The 18,924-nt window shown below is 68.9% G+C and carries 18 protein-coding genes; 7 read left to right on the top strand and 11 right to left on the bottom strand.

Going from position 1 to position 18,924, the window contains the following annotated elements; genetic code table 11:
* Positions 1-2: 2 nt before the first annotated feature.
* The 6 genes from LRG07_RS08260 to LRG07_RS08235 all read right to left on the bottom strand — a co-directional run bounded on the left by LRG07_RS08260 (position 3) and on the right by LRG07_RS08235 (position 6,494).
* Entirely contained in the window at positions 3-965 is a 963-nt protein-coding gene (locus tag LRG07_RS08260; protein WP_238642131.1) for a metal ABC transporter solute-binding protein, Zn/Mn family, read from the bottom strand.
* A gap of 217 nt (positions 966-1,182) precedes the next feature.
* Positions 1,183-2,778 (bottom strand): glucose-6-phosphate isomerase, encoded by a 1,596-nt coding sequence (gene pgi / locus LRG07_RS08255; RefSeq protein ID WP_238642130.1) that lies wholly within the window; start codon positions 2,776-2,778, stop codon positions 1,183-1,185.
* A gap of 82 nt (positions 2,779-2,860) precedes the next feature.
* A complete protein-coding gene (locus tag LRG07_RS08250; protein WP_201172875.1) occupies positions 2,861-4,204 on the bottom strand; it encodes a UDP-glucose/GDP-mannose dehydrogenase family protein in 1,344 nt (447 codons plus the stop codon).
* A 30-nt stretch (positions 4,205-4,234) separates the two neighbouring features.
* Entirely contained in the window at positions 4,235-5,245 is a 1,011-nt protein-coding gene (locus LRG07_RS08245) for an NAD-dependent epimerase (RefSeq protein ID WP_201242323.1), read from the bottom strand.
* Between the two features lie 86 nt (positions 5,246-5,331).
* A complete protein-coding gene (locus tag LRG07_RS08240) occupies positions 5,332-5,952 on the bottom strand; it encodes a class I SAM-dependent methyltransferase (RefSeq protein ID WP_201172999.1) in 621 nt (206 codons plus the stop codon).
* 89 nt (positions 5,953-6,041) lie between these two features.
* Positions 6,042-6,494: a hypothetical protein gene (locus tag LRG07_RS08235; RefSeq protein ID WP_201172883.1), complete on the bottom strand. Its 453-nt coding sequence runs from the start codon at positions 6,492-6,494 to the stop codon at positions 6,042-6,044.
* Positions 6,495-6,679: 185 nt separating this feature from the next.
* Here LRG07_RS08235 and LRG07_RS08230 point away from each other — a divergent pair, with 185 nt between their 5' ends.
* A complete protein-coding gene (locus LRG07_RS08230) occupies positions 6,680-7,204 on the top strand; it encodes a hypothetical protein (protein ID WP_238636700.1) in 525 nt (174 codons plus the stop codon).
* Positions 7,205-7,371: 167 nt separating this feature from the next.
* On the opposite strand, the gene ssb is transcribed toward LRG07_RS08230, so the two are convergent.
* Positions 7,372-7,854 carry a single-stranded DNA-binding protein gene (gene ssb, locus LRG07_RS08225; RefSeq protein ID WP_201172894.1) on the bottom strand — a complete coding sequence of 161 codons (483 nt, stop codon included), beginning with the start codon at positions 7,852-7,854 and terminating at the stop codon, positions 7,372-7,374.
* A 229-nt stretch (positions 7,855-8,083) separates the two neighbouring features.
* Between ssb and uvrA the strand changes: the two genes are divergently transcribed.
* Positions 8,084-10,906 (top strand): excinuclease ABC subunit UvrA, encoded by a 2,823-nt coding sequence (uvrA, locus tag LRG07_RS08220; protein ID WP_238642129.1) that lies wholly within the window; start codon positions 8,084-8,086, stop codon positions 10,904-10,906.
* A gap of 10 nt (positions 10,907-10,916) precedes the next feature.
* Here the strand turns inward: uvrA and LRG07_RS08215 are convergent, their stop codons facing one another.
* The 3 genes from LRG07_RS08215 to LRG07_RS08205 are packed head-to-tail and all read right to left on the bottom strand — an operon-like array spanning position 10,917 to position 14,292.
* Complete coding sequence (locus LRG07_RS08215; protein ID WP_238642128.1) at positions 10,917-13,184, bottom strand: cation-translocating P-type ATPase; 2,268 nt, start codon at positions 13,182-13,184, stop codon at positions 10,917-10,919.
* 30 nt (positions 13,185-13,214) lie between these two features.
* Positions 13,215-13,427, bottom strand: coding sequence for a heavy-metal-associated domain-containing protein (locus tag LRG07_RS08210; RefSeq protein ID WP_011814972.1), 213 nt, complete (start codon positions 13,425-13,427; stop codon positions 13,215-13,217).
* Complete coding sequence (locus LRG07_RS08205; RefSeq protein WP_238633495.1) at positions 13,402-14,292, bottom strand: ion transporter; 891 nt, start codon at positions 14,290-14,292, stop codon at positions 13,402-13,404. The genes LRG07_RS08210 and LRG07_RS08205 overlap by 26 nt, the downstream gene beginning before the upstream one ends.
* Before the next feature lie 95 nt (positions 14,293-14,387).
* Between LRG07_RS08205 and LRG07_RS08200 the strand changes: the two genes are divergently transcribed.
* The gene (locus LRG07_RS08200; RefSeq protein ID WP_201172908.1) at positions 14,388-14,858 is read left to right on the top strand and encodes an Hsp20/alpha crystallin family protein; all 471 of its coding nucleotides are present in this window, start codon (positions 14,388-14,390) and stop codon (positions 14,856-14,858) included.
* 125 nt (positions 14,859-14,983) lie between these two features.
* Positions 14,984-15,349, top strand: a complete 366-nt coding sequence (locus LRG07_RS08195) for a hypothetical protein (protein WP_201242319.1) — start codon at positions 14,984-14,986, stop codon at positions 15,347-15,349.
* Between the two features lie 21 nt (positions 15,350-15,370).
* On the opposite strand, the gene LRG07_RS08190 is transcribed toward LRG07_RS08195, so the two are convergent.
* The gene (locus tag LRG07_RS08190) at positions 15,371-15,817 is read right to left on the bottom strand and encodes a universal stress protein (RefSeq protein ID WP_201172912.1); all 447 of its coding nucleotides are present in this window, start codon (positions 15,815-15,817) and stop codon (positions 15,371-15,373) included.
* Between the two features lie 95 nt (positions 15,818-15,912).
* Between LRG07_RS08190 and LRG07_RS08185 the strand changes: the two genes are divergently transcribed.
* The 3 genes from LRG07_RS08185 to LRG07_RS08175 all read left to right on the top strand — a co-directional run.
* Entirely contained in the window at positions 15,913-17,688 is a 1,776-nt protein-coding gene (locus LRG07_RS08185) for a carbon starvation protein A (RefSeq protein WP_201172914.1), read from the top strand.
* The gene (locus LRG07_RS08180; RefSeq protein WP_201172916.1) at positions 17,685-17,963 is read left to right on the top strand and encodes a cory-CC-star protein; all 279 of its coding nucleotides are present in this window, start codon (positions 17,685-17,687) and stop codon (positions 17,961-17,963) included. The genes LRG07_RS08185 and LRG07_RS08180 overlap by 4 nt, the downstream gene beginning before the upstream one ends.
* Positions 17,964-17,988: 25 nt before the next feature.
* Positions 17,989-18,924, top strand: a 936-nt coding sequence (locus LRG07_RS08175; protein WP_238633491.1) for an ArsA family ATPase, incomplete at its 3' end; no start/stop codon positions are given.

Raw genomic sequence — 18,924 nt, 5'->3', positions numbered from 1 at the left:
CCCTACTCCGTCAGCGCGCGGACGATGGTCGTCGCGTTGTGGCGCATCAGCTGCAGGTAGCTGGCGGCCGGACCATCCGGTCCGCTGAGCGAATCGACGTAGAGGGGACCAGCGATCTCGGTGCCGGCCTCGTCGGCCACCGATCGGACGTGGCGATCCGAGATGGTGCTCTCCCAGAACACCGCTGCCGGCTGCCACTCGCGGACCCGGTCGATGACCCGCATGATCTGCCGGGGCGACCCCTCCTGCTCGGCGTTGGTGCCCCAGATCCCATCGTGCTCGAAGCCAAAGGCGTCGGCGAAATACGGGAAGGCCGCCTCGCTGGTGACCAGGAAGCGCCGCCCCTCGGGGACGGCCTCGAGGCGCTCCTTGAGCTCCTCGTAGAGCGCCTCCAGCTCGTCCCGGTAAGCGGCCGCATTGTCGCGGTAGACGTTCTTGCCCTCGGGGTCGAGCTCGATCAGGGCGTCGCGGATGGCATCCACATAGCCCTCGACGGCGCGCGGATCCATCCACAGATGCGGATCCGGATCGCCCTCAAAGTCGCCGGTACGGATCGGCAGGGTCGCATGACCAGAGCGCTCGGCCACGGCAATAACCGGCACGCCATCCCCGGCAGTGGCACGCACCTGGCGCATCCACTGCTCCAAGTCGTAGCCGTTGTAGAAGACCAAGTCGGCCCGCTCAAGATCCCGGAAGTTGCTCGGCTGCAGCTCCCACTCATGAACCTCGGCGTCCACCGGGGTGAGGCTGCTGACCGTCACCCGCTCCCCACCGACCTGCTCAACCAGGTCCGCCAGAATGGTAAAGGTGGCAGCCACACGCAGCTGCTCCGCGGCCGCGGCGCTCCATGGGATCAGCACCAAAGCGGCAGCTAGCCCCAGCAACCCGTGCCTAGCGCGGGCCACCCGCCAGCCACGCCTGCCCCCAGGCGTAACCGGCCCCTTCGGCTTGTCGATGTCTTTCATGCTGGTCAGTTTCCCTGCTGCGATCGCCCACGTCCAGCCACCCGCGCCGACGCCCGTGGCAGCCACAGCACGACTGATTGGCCGCCGGGCGGCGCGCACTGCGGGCGATCCGGCTACGGAGCGCGGTTGCGGGCTTCATGGCTACACCTTTGAACGCTTCTAATATTTGATTCTTACTTTAGAAGCGCTCAAAAGAGATGTCAACACGCCCGCAGGGCTACGCCCCGGTACCCGGCGACCCGGCCCAGCGCAGCGCAAGACGGGTGGCGGCATCCGCCTCCGCAGGCGGTGGCGCCTCGCCGCGGGCAGCCGGTGCCAACTCCTTGGCCACACGCTTACCGAGTTCGACCCCCCACTGGTCGAACGGGTTGATCCCCCAGACGCTCGCCTGGACAAAGACCCGGTGCTCGTGCAGCGCGAGCAACCGCCCCAGCGTAAAGGCATCGAGCCGACGGAAGAGGACCAGCGTGACCGGTCGATTGCCCTCATAGCGGTGATGTTCGGCCTCCGGCCCTTCTCCCCGAGGGGCCTGTCCCTGGCACAGCGCCTGGACTTGCCCCAGGGCACTGGCCAGGTTCAGCCCGGCGTGGCGCCCGGGCAGCCCGCTCTCCTCCACCGGGACCAGAAACTCGGCGATCACCCGGCCGGTGCCCTGGTGCAGCCACTGGAAGAAGGAGTGCTGCCCGTTGATGCCCACCTCGCCCCAGCAACTCGTGCCGGTGGGGTAATCGACCGGCTGCCCGTCCCGCGTGACCGACTTGCCGAGGCTTTCCATATCCAGCTGCTGCAAATAGGCGGGCAACCGGCGCAGCCCCGGATGGTAGGGCAGCACCACATGCCCGGTGGCGCCGCGCAGGCTGATCTGCCAGACCCCGAGGAGCCCCAACAGCAGCGGGATGTTCCGCGCCGCCGGCGCACTGCGAAAGTGCTCGTCCATGGCGCGCATGCCGCGGCGCAACTCGTTGAAGCGTTCCATGCCGATGACCGCCGCCAGTGGCAACCCCATGGCCGACGGTAGCGAGTAGCGCCCGCCGACCCACTCCCAGATCCGGAAACGGCGCTCGGCGGGGATGCCGAACTCGGCCATGGCGGTATCGCTGGCCGAGATGCCGACGAACTGCTCAGGCACCGGACGCCCGGCCTCGGCTTCCAGCCACGCCCAGGCGGTCCGGGCGTTGGTCAGTGTCTCCAGGGTGGAGAAAGACTTGGAAGCGACACAGAAGAGGGTCTCAGCCGGATCGATACGCTCCCAGACAGCCGCCAGCTCGCGGCCATCGACCCCGGAGACGGTATGCAGCCGCAGCGGCTCGTCGCCATCGGCCAGGGCCTGGTGGGCCATGGTCACTCCGGCCTCGGAACCGCCGATCCCGATATTCACCACATGGCGCAGCGGCCGGCCGTCGTAGCCACAGATCCCGCCCCCGCGCAGCGCCTCAACGAAGGCGCCCATGCGCCTCAGCTCCTCGTGGACCGCCGGGATCACGTCCTCGCCGTCCACCCTCACGCAGGCGTCGGGACTGCTGCGCAGCGCCGTGTGCAGGGCCGGCCGACCCTCCGACTCGTTGACCGTCTCTCCCGAGAACAGCGCCTCGATGCGCTGGGGCAGCCCGCGCTCCTCGGCCAGGCGCAGCAGCCGCTCCCAGGTGGCATCGGTGAGCGGGTGGCGCGAAAGGTCCACGCGCAGATCGTCGTGGTCCAAGCAGTACCGCTCGGCGCGTCCCGGATCGGTCTCAAGGAGCGCACCGGCGTGCCCGGCATCATCCTGGTCAAGCAACTCTTGCCAGACCGGAGAGTGCGTCAGCGCGGTCGTCATGCACGGTCCATCCTCTATCGCCTCACACACCCTCGGTCATCGAGGCAGCCGCCGCCGGTTTCAAGCCCCGCGGCACCCCCGCCTAGAGGGGGCGGCGGATGCTCTCGCCCCGCCCCATACCGTAGTAGGTAAAGCCGAGGGCCTCCATCATCGATGGCGGGTAGACGTTACGCCCGTCGAACACCACCGGTTGGCGCAGGGCATCGCGGATACGTTCGAAATCAGGGCTGCGGAAGACCTGCCACTCGGTGCAGACGATCAGCGCATCGGCGTCCTCCACGGCATCGTAGAGGTTGTCGCAGAGTTCCAGGTCCTGGCGGTTGCCGTAGACGCGCTCGGCCTCATCCATCGCTTCGGGGTCGTAGGCCTGCACCCGCGCGCCGGCTTCCCAGAGCGCCTCCATGACCACACGGCTGGGGGCCTCGCGCATGTCGTCGGTATTCGGCTTGAATGCCAGCCCCCAGAGACCGAAGGTACGCCCGGCAAGATCTTCCCCGAAGTGGGCGTGCAGCCGACGCACCAGCAACCGCTTCTGCCGGTCGTTGACGTTCTCCACCGCCTCAAGCAGCTCGGGCCGGTAGTCGTACTCGTGGGCGGTGTGTGTCAGTGCCTTGACATCCTTGGGGAAACAGGAGCCGCCGTAGCCACACCCCGGGTAGATGAAGTGGTAGCCGATCCGCGGATCGGAGCCCATCCCCACCCGAACCTGCTCGATGTCGGCCCCCAGGCGCTCGGCCAGGCTAGAGAGCTCGTTCATGAAGCTGATCTTGGTCGCCAGCATCGCGTTGGAGGCGTACTTGGTCAGCTCCGCGGCGCGCACATCCATGGTCAGCAACCGGTCGTGGTTGCGGTTGAACGGGGCGTAGAGGGCCTTCATCAACTCGCCGGTGCGCGGATTGTCGGTGCCCACGATGATGCGGTCCGGCTTGACGAAGTCGTCGATGGCCGCCCCCTCTTTGAGGAACTCCGGGTTGGAGACGACGTCGTACTCGAGCTGCTCCCCACGGGCGGCGAGCTCCTCGCCCAGGGCGGCGCGCACCCGGTCCGCCGTGCCCACCGGCACGGTGGATTTGTTGACCACCACGCGGTAGTCGTTCATGTGCTGACCGATGCTGCGGGCCACGGCGAGCACATGCTGCAGATCCGCCGAGCCGTCCTCGTCCGGCGGTGTGCCCACGGCGATAAACTGGAACAGCCCGTGGTGAACCCCTTCGGCGGCGTCGGTGGTAAAGCGCAACCGGCCCTCCTCCTGGTTGAAGGAGAGCATCTCGTCGAGTCCCGGCTCATAGATGGGAACCTCGCCGCTCCGAAGCTGCGCCACCCGTTCCGCGTCGATATCAACACAGACGACATCGTTGCCGGCATCGGCGAAACAGGTCCCGGTAACCAGACCCACGTAGCCGCTGCCGAAGATCGTGACCTTCATGATTCACTCCACTCCATGAGGGGCCTGCTCTCAGACCCCGTAAAACGCTCGATACCAAGCCACAAACCGCGGCAGCCCCTGCTCGAGTTCCGTGCGGGGCTGCCACCCCGTGGCGGCGGTCAGATCGTCGATCTCAGCACACGTCGCGGCCACGTCCCCCGGCTGCATAGGCAGCTCCCGGCGCTCCGCCCGGCACCCGCAGGCCTGCTCGAGCACCGCGATGAAATCCTCGAGGGCCACCGGCCGGTGATTGCCGATATTGTAGACCCGGTAGGGGGCATTGCTGCGCGCCGGGTCCGGAGCATCGGTGGAGAATGCCGGGTCCGGCTCCGGCAGGGTGTCCATCACGCGCAGGACGCCGTCGACAATGTCGTCGATGTAGGTAAAGTCACGGCGCATGCGCCCGTAGTTGTAGACCTCAATAGGCTCCCCGGCGAGGATCGCCCGTGTGAACTTGAAGGGCGCCATGTCCGGGCGCCCCCAAGGGCCGTAGACGGTGAAGAAGCGCAGGCCGGTCACCGGCAGGCGATAGAGGTGCGCATACGTGTGCGCCATCAGCTCGTTGGACTTCTTCGTGGCCGCATAGAGCGAAACTGGATGGTCCACGTTGTCGTGGACCGAGAACGGCATGCGCGTATTGGCGCCGTAAACCGAACTCGAGGAGGCGTAGACCAGGTGCCCGGCGTCGTGGTGGCGACAGCCCTCGAGGATGTTGCCGAAGCCCACCAGGTTGCTGTCCAGATAGGCGCGCGGATTGTCCAGCGAGTAGCGCACCCCGGCCTGAGCGGCCAGATGGATGACGCGATCGAAACGCCCCTCGCGGAAGAGCGCGTCGATACCCGCGGCATCGGCGAGATCGACGCGGGCGAAGTAGAAGTCCCCGCCGCAGCGGCGCAGCTCGTCGAGGCGCGCCTGCTTGAGGGTGACGTCGTAGTAGTCGCAGAGGTTGTCGATGCCGACGACCTGATGGCCCGCCTCGATCAGCTGCCGGGCCACATGCATGCCGATGAAACCGGCCACGCCGGTGACGAGGATTCGCACGGGTATCCTTCCTCTCGCGCAGATGGACCGGGGATCAAACGGGCTCTAGCGTACCCGACGCCCCATGCGCCGTACAGGGCGGTGGCTCAGGTACCCGACGCGTCGCCCCCCGGCCGGGCCAGCACCAAACAGGAGGCGCGCCCGCCGTGCTCGGCGAGGGTTTCGAAGCGCTCCAGCTCGAGGCCAGCGGCCCGGAGCTGGGCCCGGAACGGCTCCTCATAAGTCACGCGCCCGAAATCGATGCTGGTCAGGCGCCTGAGCATGGGCTTGAGGCGCTCGAGCCACGGAGCACGCCGCCGCTGGATGGTCTGGGTGAACACCAGGCGTCCTCCCGGACGCAGGAGCTTGCAGCCGTGGCGCAGGGCCCGCTCCGGCTCCGGCAGGAGCATGAAGCTGGCCGAGAAGTAGACCGCGTCGTAGGGCCCGCCATGATGGTCGTAGACGGACTCGTGGCGAAGCGTGACCCGATCGGCCACCGCGGAGGCGGCAACCCGGCGGCGGGCCCGCTCGATGTAGTCGCCGTCGATATCGACCCCGGTCACCCGCAGATCCCGCTCGCGCAACTGCCCGGCGTTGGCCAGCAAGGCGCCTGCCGTCCCGACGCCGACATCCAACACATGCGCCCCCGCCGGCAGCTGCTCAAGCACCGCCGCGTACCAGCGGGCGGTAAGCCGGAGGATCAAGGCGTCGTAAACGGCACTGCGGATGCCTCGCATGGGGGGTCTCACGGGTGGCGGCTGACTGCTGCGGGCCGGCGAGCGCCCGTACCGGACCGCCGCGCCGACCGCCCGGGATCCTACCAGATCCGCCACTCGCCCTGATCCGTCCGCACCAGTTCCAGCTCGTCCTTGTGCTCCATGGTGCTGCCCGGCTCCACCTGGCCGGCCTGGCGCAGGGCGAACCCCCACAGCGAGAGGACCATCTCCAGGCTGTCCAGCGGCGTATCGGTACTGAAGGCCCGGTCGCCGAAGGCCCCGGGATCGCGCAACAACTCGACACCATCCTCGGTGATGGCCACCTCCTTGCGCACGCGGATCAGGTAGGAGCCGTCGTCGCGCTCGTGGGTGGAGACCAGCTCGAAGTCCACCAACTCGAAGACCTTCACGTCGCCGAGGTAGAGCTCGGAGTCGTCCTCGAACAGCAGCTCGCGGACCTCCTGCTCGGTGGGGCCGGACTGGCCGCGCTCGCAACCGGCGGCCAGCAGCGCCAGGACCAGGATCAAAACGGACCAGCGAATGCACCGCTTCATGCTCATCTCCTCCAGAGGAACCCAAACCCGTACCGATGCGTGATCGCCCAGGATCGCACCGGCGACGCGCATCCGACAGCCGAGCCAAAGGCGCGCGGCTCGCCGCCACCCCCTAGCGTAGTGGCATACTGGCCCGGCCCGCGGGACGGAACCCCGCCGGCCAACCCGAGCCGCCAGGAGCGAGGATGGAACACCTGCACCCCGAGGAGCTGATCCGGACCGGTTCGCGCATCGTGGAGCGGCTGCGCCAGCGTAGCGTCTGCGTCCCCATCCCGGAGCGCGCCATGGCGCGCACGGTCACCGGGGTCCGGGACCCCAGCCTACGCCACCTGGCCCTGCGCATCCGCCAAGGTGGGCGCATCGTGGTCAGCGGCGAGAAAAGGAAGGGGGTGTGGATCCCCTTCTCGGTGACCTTCATCGCCGTGGCGCCACCGCCGGGGACCGCCGGTCCCTGCGTAGAGCTGCACCTCGAGCGCACCACGCCCTTCTTCGCTGCCCCCTTCGTCCTGAAGGCGCTCGGCCGCATGCCCGAGATGGAGATCATCGGCGCCCGGGCCCGCGTGCACATCCACCGGTGGCTCGATCAGCAGGAGTGGTCCGGCCCGCTGCCCACAGGCGTCTTCAACCGGGTCTGTGTCACGGAGGTACGCACGGACGCCGCGAAGCGCCAGCTGCTGGTCACCTTGTCCCTGACGGAATCCGGCCAGTAAGCGGGGCCTGCACCGCACGCCCGGCAACGCGGGCGAGAGAACCCGGGGCTGTCAAGCAAGACCGTTGTTGACGCTCGAAAGCGGGGTAGGCAGAGGCGGAGCGCCCGCACGATGCGGACGCTCCAGCCTTGGGATCAGCCTTCTTTACAAGGCCTTGCAGATTCGTTTTAAAACGGGATGTCGTCGTCGAAATCCGCCGGCGCCTCCTGCATGCCGCCGCCGCTACCGCCGCTGCCGCCGCCGGCGTCCCCCGCTGGGGCCTGGGCCGGGCGCTGCTCGCCGCCGCCCATCGGGGCACCACCACCGCCGCTTCGGCTGTCGAGCATCTGCATCTCGTTGGCGACGATCTCCGTGGTGTAGCGGTCCTGGCCATTCTGATCCTGCCACTTGCGCGTCTGCAGGCGCCCCTCGATATAGACCTTGCTGCCCTTGCGCAGATACTCGCCGGCGATCTCGCCAAGCCGGTTGAACATGACCACGCGATGCCACTCGGTGCGCTCCTGCTGCTCACCGGTCTGACGGTCGCGCCAGGTATCCGAGGTTGCCAGGGCGAGATTGGCCACCGCGCTACCCGACGCGGTATATCGAACCTCGGGGTCCCTCCCCAGGTTGCCGATCAAGATGACCTTGTTGACACCTCTGCTGGCCATGGCCGTGCTCCTCCAAAAAAAATGCTTTACTGAACAGTGGGATCGAGAACCGCTGGGCGGTCGGGCGAGCAGGGTGCACACCCTCCCTGTGCGTCACCCCGCAGGTGGCCTCAATGTAAAGGTTTTGCCGGCGCGGCGAAACCGACCCCCCTTGGCACCGGCAACCTGACAGGATGCCGGCGGCGCGATACCGTAGAGGGTTCGCCCGCTATCCCGCGTCGAGAGCAGCATGGACCATATCCGCATCCGCGGCGCCCGCACCCACAACCTCGATAACCTGGATATCGACATCCCGCGCAACCGCCTGGTGGTGATCACCGGGCCCTCGGGTTCCGGGAAGTCGTCGCTGGCCTTCGACACCCTGTACGCCGAAGGGCAACGGCGCTACGTCGAGTCCCTCTCGGCCTATGCGCGGCAGTTCCTGTCGATGATGGACAAGCCCGACGTGGACCACATCGAGGGTCTCTCCCCGGCGATCTCCGTGGAGCAGAAGTCGGCGTCCCACAACCCCCGTTCCACGGTGGGCACCGTCACCGAGATCCACGACTACCTGCGCCTGCTCTTCGCCCGCGCCGGCACCCCCTACTGCCCCGAGCACCAGGTGGCGCTGGAGGCGAGCAGCGTCTCGGAGATGGTCGATCGCATCCTCGCCGAGCCCGCGGGCACCAAGATGATGCTGCTCGCCCCGGCAGCCGACTGGCACCCGGACGAACAGCAGCGCACGCTGGAACAGCTGCGCAGCCAGGGCTACATCCGCGTGCGGATCGACGGCCGGGTCGTCGAGCTCGACCCGTTACCCCAGCTCGATGGGGACTGCGAGCACGACATCGAGGCGGTGATCGACCGCTTCCGCGTGCGCGACGACCTGGCCGGGCGGCTGGCCGACTCCATCGAGACGGCGCTTCGCATCGGCGAAGGCGTCGTACGGGCCGCCTGGATGGACGCGCCCGAGCGCGAGCCGCTGGCCTTCTCCGCGCAGCCGGCCTGCCCGCAGTGCGGCCACGCGGTGGAGCCGCTGGAGCCGCGCATGTTCTCGTTCAACAACCCGGAAGGCGCCTGCCCGACCTGCGACGGCCTGGGGACACAGCACTTCTTCGACCCGGAGCGGGTGGTCAGCCGCCCCCAGCTCACGCCCGCCGAAGGAGCGATCCGCGGCTGGGACCGGCGCAACCTCTACTACTTCGCCATCCTGGAGGGGCTGGCCGCGCACTACGGATTCAGCCTCGAGACCCCGTGGGCCGAACTGCCGGAGCCGACCCGCGACTGCATCCTCTACGGCTCGGGGGACGAGCCGATCACCTTCCGCTACCCCGGCCGCAACGGTCACACGGAGCGCGTCCACCCCTTCGAAGGTGTCATCCCCAACCTGGAGCGACGCTTCCGCGAGGCCGACTCCGCCACGGTGCGAGAAGAGCTGGGCCGCTTCATGGCGCAACGCACCTGCCCGGAGTGCCGCGGCGGACGGCTCAACAAGCGCGCCCGGAACGTGCGGGTGGAGGGCTACAACCTGCCAGAGATCGCGGCGCTGCCGATCCATGTTGCCCGCGAGCGTGCGCGGGCCCTGGAGCCGGAGGGCGCCCGCGGGGCCATCGCCCGGCCAATCCTCGAGGAGATCCGGCAGCGTCTCGGGTTCCTGGAGGATGTGGGGCTGGGCTACCTGACCCTCGACCGGGCGGCGGAAACGCTATCCGGCGGGGAGGCCCAGCGCATCCGCCTGGCCAGCCAGATCGGCGCCGGCCTGGTGGGAGTGCTCTACGTCCTCGACGAACCCTCCATCGGGCTCCACCCCCGTGACCACGGCAGGCTACTCGACACCCTCCGCCGGCTCCGCGATCTGGGCAACAGCGTCATCGTGGTCGAGCACGAGCAGGATGCCATGCGCGCCGCCGATCACATCATCGACATGGGGCCCGGAGCGGGCGTCCACGGTGGCACGGTCGTGGCCGCGGGCCCGCCACAGGCGGTCGCCGAGCACCCGGATTCGGTCACCGGTGCCTTCCTCAGCGGCCGGCGCAGCATCCCGCTGCCGCAGCGCCGGCGACCGCCGGAGGACGAACGCTGGGTGCGGATCACCGGCGCCCGCGGCCACAACCTGCAGGACGTAAGCGCCGAAATCCCCGTGGGCCTGCTGACCTGCGTAACCGGGGTGTCCGGTTCCGGCAAGTCGACGCTGATCAACGACACCCTCTACCGCAGCGCCGCCCGCGATCTCAACGGCGCCCAGACCAGCCCTGCGGAGCACGACGGCCTCCAAGGGCTTGAGCACTTCGAGAAGGTGGTGGATATCGACCAGAGCCCCATCGGCCGGACGCCGCGCTCCAATCCGGCGACCTACACCGGGGTCTTCGGCCCGGTGCGCGAGCTCTTCGCGGCCACGCCCGAGGCACGGGCCCGTGGCTACAAGCCGGGGCGCTTCTCGTTCAACGTCCAGGGCGGGCGCTGCGAGGCGTGCCAGGGTGAGGGCGTGGTGCGCGTCGAGATGCACCTGCTGCCGGATCTCTACGTAGCCTGCGACAGTTGCCACGGCACCCGCTTCAATCGCGAGACCCTGGAGATCCGCTACCGCGGCTACACCATCCACGAGGTCCTGGAGATGACCGTGGACCAGGCCCACGACTTCTTCGAGGCGGTCCCCGGCATCCGGCGCAAGCTTGAAACCCTGCGCGAGGTGGGCCTGGGCTACCTGCGCCTGGGGCAGAGCGCGACGACCCTCTCCGGCGGCGAGGCGCAGCGCGTGAAGCTGGCCCGGGAGCTCTCCCGGCGCGAGCACGGCCGCAACCTCTACATCCTCGACGAGCCGACCACCGGGCTGCACTTCGCCGACGTGGAGCAGCTGCTGGCGGTGCTCCAGCGCCTTTGCGACCACGGCAACACAGTGGTGGTGGTCGAGCACGATCTGGACATCATGCGCTGCGCGGACTGGATCATCGACCTCGGCCCGGAGGGGGGCGACGGCGGCGGGCAGGTCTTGGCGGCCGGCCCGCCGGAGACCGTCGCCACCGCAGAGGCATCCCACACCGCCGCCTACCTGGGCCCGCTGCTCGGCGGCTGAGCGGCCCGGCTCAGCGCCCCGGCGCCGGCTCCAGCCCTCCGCCGGGCAGCACCGTCCGGCGCAACCGTAGACTGTTGGTCACCACCAGCAGGCTCGAGAGGCTCATCGCCCCGGCGGCCATCATCGGCGAGAGGAGCACACCGAAGAACGGGTACAGCGCCCCCGCGGCCACCGGCATCAGGGTCACGTTGTAGACGAAAGCCCAAAACAGGTTCTGCCGGATGGTCCGGAAGGTCTGACGGGCCAGCCCCAGACCGCGCGCCACGCTGCGCGGATCGCCGGCCATGATCACCACGTCGCCGGCCTCGATGGCCACGTCGGTGCCCGTGCCCACGGCCACCCCCACGTCCGCCCGCGCCAGGGCCGGCGCGTCGTTGATGCCGTCACCGACGAAGGCCACGTGCCGCCCCTCGGCCTGTAGATCCCGGATCGCCGTCTCCTTGTCCGCTGGCAGCACCTCGGCGCGCACCTCGCGGATGCCCAGCTCGGCGGCCACCGCCTCGGCGGTGGCGCGGTCATCGCCGGTGAGCATCACCGTGCGCAGCCCCAGCCCCTGCAGGGCCGCCACGGCGTCCACCGCGCCATCTTTGATCGGGTCGGAGACCGCTACCAGACCGGCGACGCGACGGTCGACGGCGACGTACATCGGCGTCCGCCCACGCCGGGCCAGGGCGTCGGCCTCCGCCGCCTGATCCGGCTCGATGTCCGCGCCCAGCTGCTCCATATAGCGCCGCGCGCCGACGGCCACATCGGTGCCGGCGACCCGACCGCGGATACCGAAGCCGGCCACGGCCTCGACCTGCTCGGCGGCCGGTACCGCCAGCCTCCGCTCCTGCGCGGCCGCCACCACGGCCACACCCAACGGGTGCTCGCTGTGCGCCTCCACGGCAGCGGCCTGCGCCAGGACCTCGTCGTACTGCCAGTCGCCGCCGGGCACCAGCTCCGTCAGGGCGGGACGCCCCTCGGTCAGGGTCCCGGTCTTGTCCAGGACCACGGTGTCGATCCCCGCCGAGGCCTGGAAGGCAGCCCCCCGGCGGAAGAGGATGCCCTGCTCGGCCCCCCGCCCGGTGCCCACCATGATGGCCATGGGCGTGGCCAGACCCATGGCGCAGGGGCAGGCGATCAGCAGGACCGCCGCGGCCACGACCAGGGCGTGATCGATACCGAACCCCAGCATGGTCCACAGCACCACCGCGCCCAGTGCCAGGAAGATGGCCCCCCAGACGACCACCCCGGCCACCCGGTCCACCAGGGACTGGATGGGCGGCTTGGAGGCCTGGGCCCCCTCGACCATGCGCACGATCTGGCCAAGGACGGTGTCGCCCCCGACCCGGGTGGCCCGGAAGGCAAATGCGCCGCTGCCGTTGATGGTGCCACCGATGACCTCGTCCCCGGCGCCCCGGGCCGTCGGCACCGGCTCGCCGGTGACCATGGACTCGTCGACGTAACTCGAGCCCTCGATGACCTCGCCGTCCACCGGCACCCGTTCGCCGGGGCGCACCAGCACCCGCTCGCCGGGCTGCACCTCCTCCACCGGGACCTCGCGAACCGCGCCATCGCGCTCCACCCGGGCCGTCGGGGCCTGCAGGGCCATCAACCGCTGAATAGCCTGGGAGGCCCGCCCGCGGCTCTTGAGTTCGAGGTAGCGCCCGACGAGAACCAGCGTGATGATCACGCCGATCGCCTCGAAATAGACGCCGCGGGCCTCCTCGGGAAACAGCCCGGGGGCAACCAACACCGCGGTGGAGTAGCACCACGCCGCCGAGGTACCGAGCATCACCAGGGTATTCATCTCGGGGGCCAGCCGGCGCAGTGCGGGCAAGCCGTGGCTGAAGAAACGCCGCCCCGCCCAGGCCAACACCGGCGTGGCCAGCGCCCACTCGACCCACAGCCAGGCCCGATCCGGCGCCAGTGCCGCCATGGCATCCGCCAGGGCCGGCCAAAGCATCGGGCCCATGGCCACCAGGACCAGCGGGACGGTCAGTGCAGCGGCCAAAACCAGATCACGCCACAGACCGCTCAGCTCCCGATCGCGACCCGCAGCGGCGGCCTCGTCACTCTTCCGCGGCGAGGCCCGAAACCCACCCCGGGTCAGGGCCTCAGCGATCGTAGCGGGACTCACACGGGCCGGATCGTAGGCGATGCTGGCCCGTTCGGTGGCAAGGCTGACGGAGGCTTCGCTGACCCCCGGCAGACGCTGGGCAATGCGCTCCACCCGCGCCACGCACGAGGCGCAGGACATGCCCTCAACGCTCAGTTCAACGCGCGCCTCGGCCAATCAGCCTCCTCGCGCCCGAATATCGGGACGCTAATCGTCGGTCACCATACCGGTAAAGCCCAGCTCTTCCAGGCGCTGGGCGACCATCGCCGGATCGGGACGCCCTTCCACGGCGGCCTCGTCGTCCTCAGCGCTGACGCTGACCACCCGCTCGACCCCGGGCAGGCTCTCCAGAGCCTCGCGCACCGAGGCCTCGCAATGGGCACAACTCATGCCCTCAATCCGGATTCTGACCGTTTCCATGACTCGCTCCGTCTGCTTGGACCCGTTGCTCCAGCCTATCGACTTTCGCGTGCAACTCGCGCAGGTGGCGGAGCATCTCCTCGCGCTCGTCGTGCGCTTTCTGCTCCGTGGCCACCCGTTTCTCTTCCTCTTCTTCCCAGTGCAGGGACTGCATGCTATTGACGATGATACCGATGAAAAGGTTCAGAACGGTAAACGCTGAAACCAAGATGAAGGTCACGAAGTAGAACCAGGCCCCGGTGTGCTCCTCCATGACGGGCCGCGCGATGGCCTCCGACCAGCTTTCCAGCGTCATCACCTGGAACAGCGTGTACATGCTCGCGCCGATGCTGCCGAACCAGTCCGGGAAGGTGTCGCCGTAGAGTTCGGTACCCATCACGGCGAAGACGTAGTAAACCAGCCCGAGCAGCGCACCGATCCAGCCGATGCCCGGCAGCGCGCGCAGCAGCGACTCGACGATCACCCGCAGCCGCGATACCTGAGAGAGCAGGCGCAGCAGGCGCAGGATGCGCAGCGCGCGGAGCACCGTGTAGGCGCCGGCGTCGGGCACCAGAGAGATGGCCACGATACCGAAATCGAACAGGTTCCAGGGCCCGCGGAAGAAGCGCGGCCCCCAGGCGACGACCCGCAGCGTGATCTCCACGACGAAGAAGGCGAGGATGATCTCGTTGATCAGCGGGATGGCGCCGCGGCTCCAGGCCACCAGGTCGTCGGAGGTCTCCAGCCCCAGAGTGACACCGTTGATGCAGATCACGGCAATGACCGTGTTCTGGAAAAGCGGCGCCTCGACCAGCGCCTGCAGGCGCGCGTGCCATTTCCGGAGCGGGGAGCGCGCCCCCGGCTCGCGGCCACTTGAAAAAGCCAAACCCGCCTCCATCCTTACTGTTACGGACGGGGACGCCGCCCACCGGGCCCCGCTCCGAAGAACCCCCCAGTATAACCAGACAGGAGGTGATGCGTATGGCCATCATGCGTTACGACCCCTGGAGCACGCTGCGCGACCTGCAGAGCGACCTGGACCGGATCTTTGCACCGGGCTCGGCTCGCCCAGGCGCCATGGCGCAAGCCGGCGACGACAACGGCGAGACCGCCAGCAACTGGCTGCCGGCCGTGGATATCCACGAGGATGAGCAGAACTACGTGGTCCACGTGGACCTGCCCGGCGTCTCCCCCGAGGAGATCGAGGTAGCCATGGACAACGGCATGCTGACCATCAAGGGCCAGCGCGAGTCCGAGGAGAGGGAGAGCGGCGCCAACTGGAAGCGCATGGAGCGGGTCCGCGGCACCTTCTTCCGCCGCTTCACGCTGCCCGACAACGTGGACGCGGAAGGGATTCAGGCCCGCGCCCGCAACGGCGTCCTGGAGGTGACGGTCCCCAAGCGCCAGGAAGAGCCCGCCAAGCGCATCCAGGTCCAAGCCGACGACGGGTAACCTCCGGCGCGCCGACCACTCCACCGGCCGCGGCCCCGCCGCGGCTTTTTTCGTGCCGGACCGCGCCCATCGACGACGTCGGGCGGGGGTTCCCCGACGGCGTGGCGCATCGCATACTGCCAAGGATGAAGGATCGAAGCTGGACAACGGCGATCGGCCTCGGATCCCTGCTGCTCGCCGCCCTGATGGCGGGCGGCTGCACCGGCTACGGGCAACCACCCGCCGCGGAGCAGGCCGAGCCGCGGCCGGATTACAGCGATCCCCGCCAGTGGCCCGGCGGATATCAGATGGACCCGGACGCCGGCGACCGCCAGGCCCGGGAGGAGATGCGTGCGACGGGCACCGAGATGCGCAACCTGGGCCGCGACGCTGAACTCGAGGCCGGCTTCCACGAACTCCAGCAAGGCATCCGCCAAGAGCAGTCGGAGATCCTCGGCACCTTCCCGGAGATCTACGGCCGCGACGCCTGGCGGCGCTTCCCGCAGCGCTAGGCCCGGGGCGCTGCGAACCTTCTAGGCGTCACGCCCGTGGGGGACCACCACCACCGGGCAGGTCGCGTGCTGAAGCACCTGGTGGCTCACCGAGCCGAGCAGCAGCCCGGCAAAGCCGCCGTGGCCCCGACTGCCCACCACGAACAGCTCGGCATCCTGCCCCGCCTGGTCGAGCAGCGTGCCGACGATCCCATGGCGCTCGGCGTGCACCACCTCCTTACGGATCTCGACGCCCTCGGGGAGCTCGCCGACCCCGTTGACCGCCCGATCGAGAATCGCCTGCGCTTCCGCCTCCAACTCCGAGGCGGCGGGGGCAACCAGAACGCCGAGATCGGAATCCAGGTAGCGCCGGTCGATGACGTAGACCGCGCGTACCGGGCACCGGCGCAGCGCCGCCTCATTGACGGCCCAGTTCAGGGCACGCTGCGCGCCTGTGGAGCCGTCCATGCCAACCACTATCGAACTCATAAGTCCCCCTTGGGTCGTGCAGGCTGTTTTTCGGCGTACCGTGTGAATTATAGTCCGTTAACCACCGGCACAGACTACGGGGAAAGGAAGGCGAAATGAATGCCATCTGGCTTGCGGTTGCCGTTGTCGCCCTCTACATCTTCGGTTGGCTCTGGTACTCGCGATTCCTGGCGGAGCGGATTTACCGCCTGGATCCGCGTTTCACCACCCCCGCCCACCGCTACCGGGACGGCGTCGACTTCGTCCCCACCAACAAGTGGGTGCTCTGGGGGCACCACTTCACCTCGGTCGCTGGCGCCGCGCCCATCGTCGGGCCGGCCATCGCCATGTACTGGGGCTGGGGACCAGCGCTGGCCTGGGTGGCCCTGGGGACCGTCTTCGCCGCCGGCGTGCACGACTTCGGCGCCCTGGTGCTCTCCAACCGCCACCGCGGTCAGTCGGTGGGCACCATGGCCAACCGCCTTATCGGCCGCCGCGCCAAGCTCCTGTTCCTGTTCATCATCCTGATCCTCATCCTGATGGTGAACGCGGTCTTCGCCTGGGTGATCGCCAACCTGTTCATCAGCAACCCGGCGGCCGTCCTGCCCGTGGTCCTGCAGGTGCCGGTGGCGATCTGGATCGGCTACATGGTCCTGCGCCGCGGCGGCAGCCTGCTGGTGCCGTCGCTGATCGCACTGGTGATCATGTACGGAACGGCGATCCTCACCACGCACTACGAGTTCCTGCAGATCGACCTGGTGCGCTGGTTCGGCGGCGAGGGCGAGACCACAGCCCTGTTCGGGCTGGAGGCCACGCCGGCGAGCTTCCTGGTGTGGATCCTGGTCCTGCTGGCCTACGTCTACTTCGCCAGCACCCTGCCGGTGTGGAAGCTCCTGCAGCCGCGGGACTACATCAACGCTCAGCAGCTGGTCGTCGGCCTGGGCATCCTCTACCTCGGCCTGTTCGTGATGCAGCCCGAGGTCACGGCCCCGGCCTACAACACCGAGGCGACCACCTCCTGGTTCCCGCTGCTGTTCATCACCATCGCCTGCGGCGCCATCTCCGGCTTCCACGGCCTGGTGGCCTCGGGGACGTCCTCGAAGCAGCTGGACAAGGAGACCGACGCCCGCACGGTGGGCTACCTGGGGGCGCTCGGCGAAGGCACCCTGGCGCTGATCACCATCATCGCCGTAGCCACGCTGTTCGCCAGCACCGCCGAGTTCACCGACAGCTACTCGAGCTTCGCCGCCGCCGGCCAGGCCGGTGTCGGCAACTTCGTCGAGGGGGCTTCGCAACTGGCCGGCGGCATCGGCATCCCCTCCGACGTGGCCGCCACCATCGTCGCCCTGATCATCGTCTGCTTCGCCGCCACCACGCTGGACTCGGCGGTGCGCCTGCTGCGCTATATCATCGGCGAGCTGGGCACCGAGTACCGCATCCCCAACCTCACCCGCCGCCACGTGGCCACCTCGCTGGCCGTGGGCCTGACCGCTTTCCTGGTGCTGGTCCCCGACGGCGGCGAGGGGCTCGGCTCCGGCGGCTATCTGCTCTGGCCGCTGTTCGGCACCTCCAACCAGCTGCTGGCCGGGATCACCCTGATGCTGATCTCGCTGTGGCTCTACCGGAAGGGCCGCAGCCCCATCCCGACGCTGATCCCGATGGTCTTCCTGCTGGCGATGACCATCTGGGCGATGACCGAGCAGGTGGTCCTCGAGTGGTCCGGCCTGCGCGAAGCCGACGCCGAGTGGCTGCTCTTCGGCCTGGGCGCGGTGATCCTCGGCTTCGCCATCTGGATCCTGCTCGAGGCGGTGCGGCTGTTCCGCAGCCGTGACGAACTCGAGGCGCTGCGGGACCCGGCCGACGAAGAGCCGGAGCGCGAGGGGCGGTCATGAGCGCCACGGACGGCTCCTGGTGGGAACGGCTTCAGCAGCTGCTGCGCGGCTACGATCAGTCGCTGCGCCTCGGCCACGACGCCGAGGTCAAGCGGGAGCTGCAGGACCAGGAGGACCTGATCCTGCTGATGCTCTTCGGGGAGGCCATGGGCCTCCCCAACCCGGCCTCCTACTACACCCTGGAGCTCTACCCGGCACTGATCGAGTCTTACCACGAGTGGCACCAGCGCATGGGGATGGATCACTCGCCGCTGGACCACATCCGGTGCTGCTGAACGACGAACCGCGGGAGGCCAAGCGGTGATCAGCGAACCGATCCTGTTCTTCTCCGGCAAGGGCGGCGTGGGCAAGACCACCACGGCAGCCGCCCATGCACTGGCCGCGGCGGACAGCGGGCAACGGGTCCTGCTGGTCTCCACCGACCCGGCCCACAACCTGGGCGACGCCTTCGGCCGCCCCCTCGGCGGGGAGCCCACCCGCGTGGCCGGGAACCTCGATGCCATCGAGATCGACCCGGATGCCGAGTGCGCCCGCTACATCGAGCAGGTCAAGCAGAACATCCGGGCCACGGTCCGCTCGACCATGATCGAGGAGGCGGAACGGCAGATCGACATGGCCGGCCGCGCCCCCGGGGCGTACGAGGCGGCCCTGTTCGACCGCATGGTGGGGATCCTGCTGGACGAGGCGCACCCGGGCGAGGCGCAGGGCTACGATCAAGTGGTCTTCGACACCGCACCCACGGGGCACACCATCCGGCTACTGACCCTGCCGGAGCTCATGGGCGCCTGGGTAGACGGCCTGCTGCGCCGGCGCACGGAGCACAACCGCGAGCGCTCGCAGTGGCTCGGCGATGGCGAGGTGCCCGAGGATCCGCTCTACGATCTACTCAGCGAGCGGCGCCGGCGGATCGCGGCGGTCCGCGATCTGATGCTGGATCCGGCCATGACGGCCTTCGTCTTCGTCCTCACCCCGGAACACCTGCCGGTGGAGGAGACGCGGCGCGCGCTGGCGGAACTCGACAGCCACCGCTTGCGGGTGGGGGCGCTGGTGATCAACAAGGTGCTGCCGGAGGAGGCCGACGGCACCTTCGTCGCCCGCCGCCGCGAGGCCGAGGCGGAGCACCTGGCGGCGATCGAGCAGCACTTTGCCGATCGGCGGCGCTACTACGTGCCGCTTCGCGCCGCCGACGTGCGCGACCTGGACGACCTCCGTGCCGTTGCCGGGCATCTGCGGGAC

This window comes from Halorhodospira sp. 9622, assembly GCF_022228025.1.
Classification (GTDB): Bacteria; Pseudomonadota; Gammaproteobacteria; order Nitrococcales; family Halorhodospiraceae; genus Halorhodospira; species Halorhodospira halophila_A.
The sequence above is the reverse complement of the archived record's forward strand: the minus strand, read 5'-3'. Positions and strand labels throughout refer to the sequence as shown.

Bases quoted from the DNA above. Each gene is read 5' to 3' on its own strand.
- LRG07_RS08260 (WP_238642131.1), bottom strand. From the start codon at position 965: ATGAAAGACATCGACAAGCCGAAGGGGCCGGTTACGCCTGGGGGCAGG.
- pgi (WP_238642130.1), bottom strand. From the start codon at position 2,778: ATGACGACCGCGCTGACGCACTCTCCGGTCTGGCAAGAGTTGCTTGAC.
- LRG07_RS08250 (WP_201172875.1), bottom strand. From the start codon at position 4,204: ATGAAGGTCACGATCTTCGGCAGCGGCTACGTGGGTCTGGTTACCGGG.
- LRG07_RS08235 (WP_201172883.1), bottom strand. From the start codon at position 6,494: ATGAAGCGGTGCATTCGCTGGTCCGTTTTGATCCTGGTCCTGGCGCTG.
- LRG07_RS08230 (WP_238636700.1), top strand. From the start codon at position 6,680: ATGGAACACCTGCACCCCGAGGAGCTGATCCGGACCGGTTCGCGCATC.
- ssb (WP_201172894.1), bottom strand. From the start codon at position 7,854: ATGGCCAGCAGAGGTGTCAACAAGGTCATCTTGATCGGCAACCTGGGG.
- uvrA (WP_238642129.1), top strand. From the start codon at position 8,084: ATGGACCATATCCGCATCCGCGGCGCCCGCACCCACAACCTCGATAAC.
- LRG07_RS08210 (WP_011814972.1), bottom strand. From the start codon at position 13,427: ATGGAAACGGTCAGAATCCGGATTGAGGGCATGAGTTGTGCCCATTGC.
- LRG07_RS08200 (WP_201172908.1), top strand. From the start codon at position 14,388: ATGGCCATCATGCGTTACGACCCCTGGAGCACGCTGCGCGACCTGCAG.
- LRG07_RS08195 (WP_201242319.1), top strand. From the start codon at position 14,984: ATGAAGGATCGAAGCTGGACAACGGCGATCGGCCTCGGATCCCTGCTG.
- LRG07_RS08190 (WP_201172912.1), bottom strand. From the start codon at position 15,817: ATGAGTTCGATAGTGGTTGGCATGGACGGCTCCACAGGCGCGCAGCGT.
- LRG07_RS08185 (WP_201172914.1), top strand. From the start codon at position 15,913: ATGAATGCCATCTGGCTTGCGGTTGCCGTTGTCGCCCTCTACATCTTC.
- LRG07_RS08180 (WP_201172916.1), top strand. From the start codon at position 17,685: ATGAGCGCCACGGACGGCTCCTGGTGGGAACGGCTTCAGCAGCTGCTG.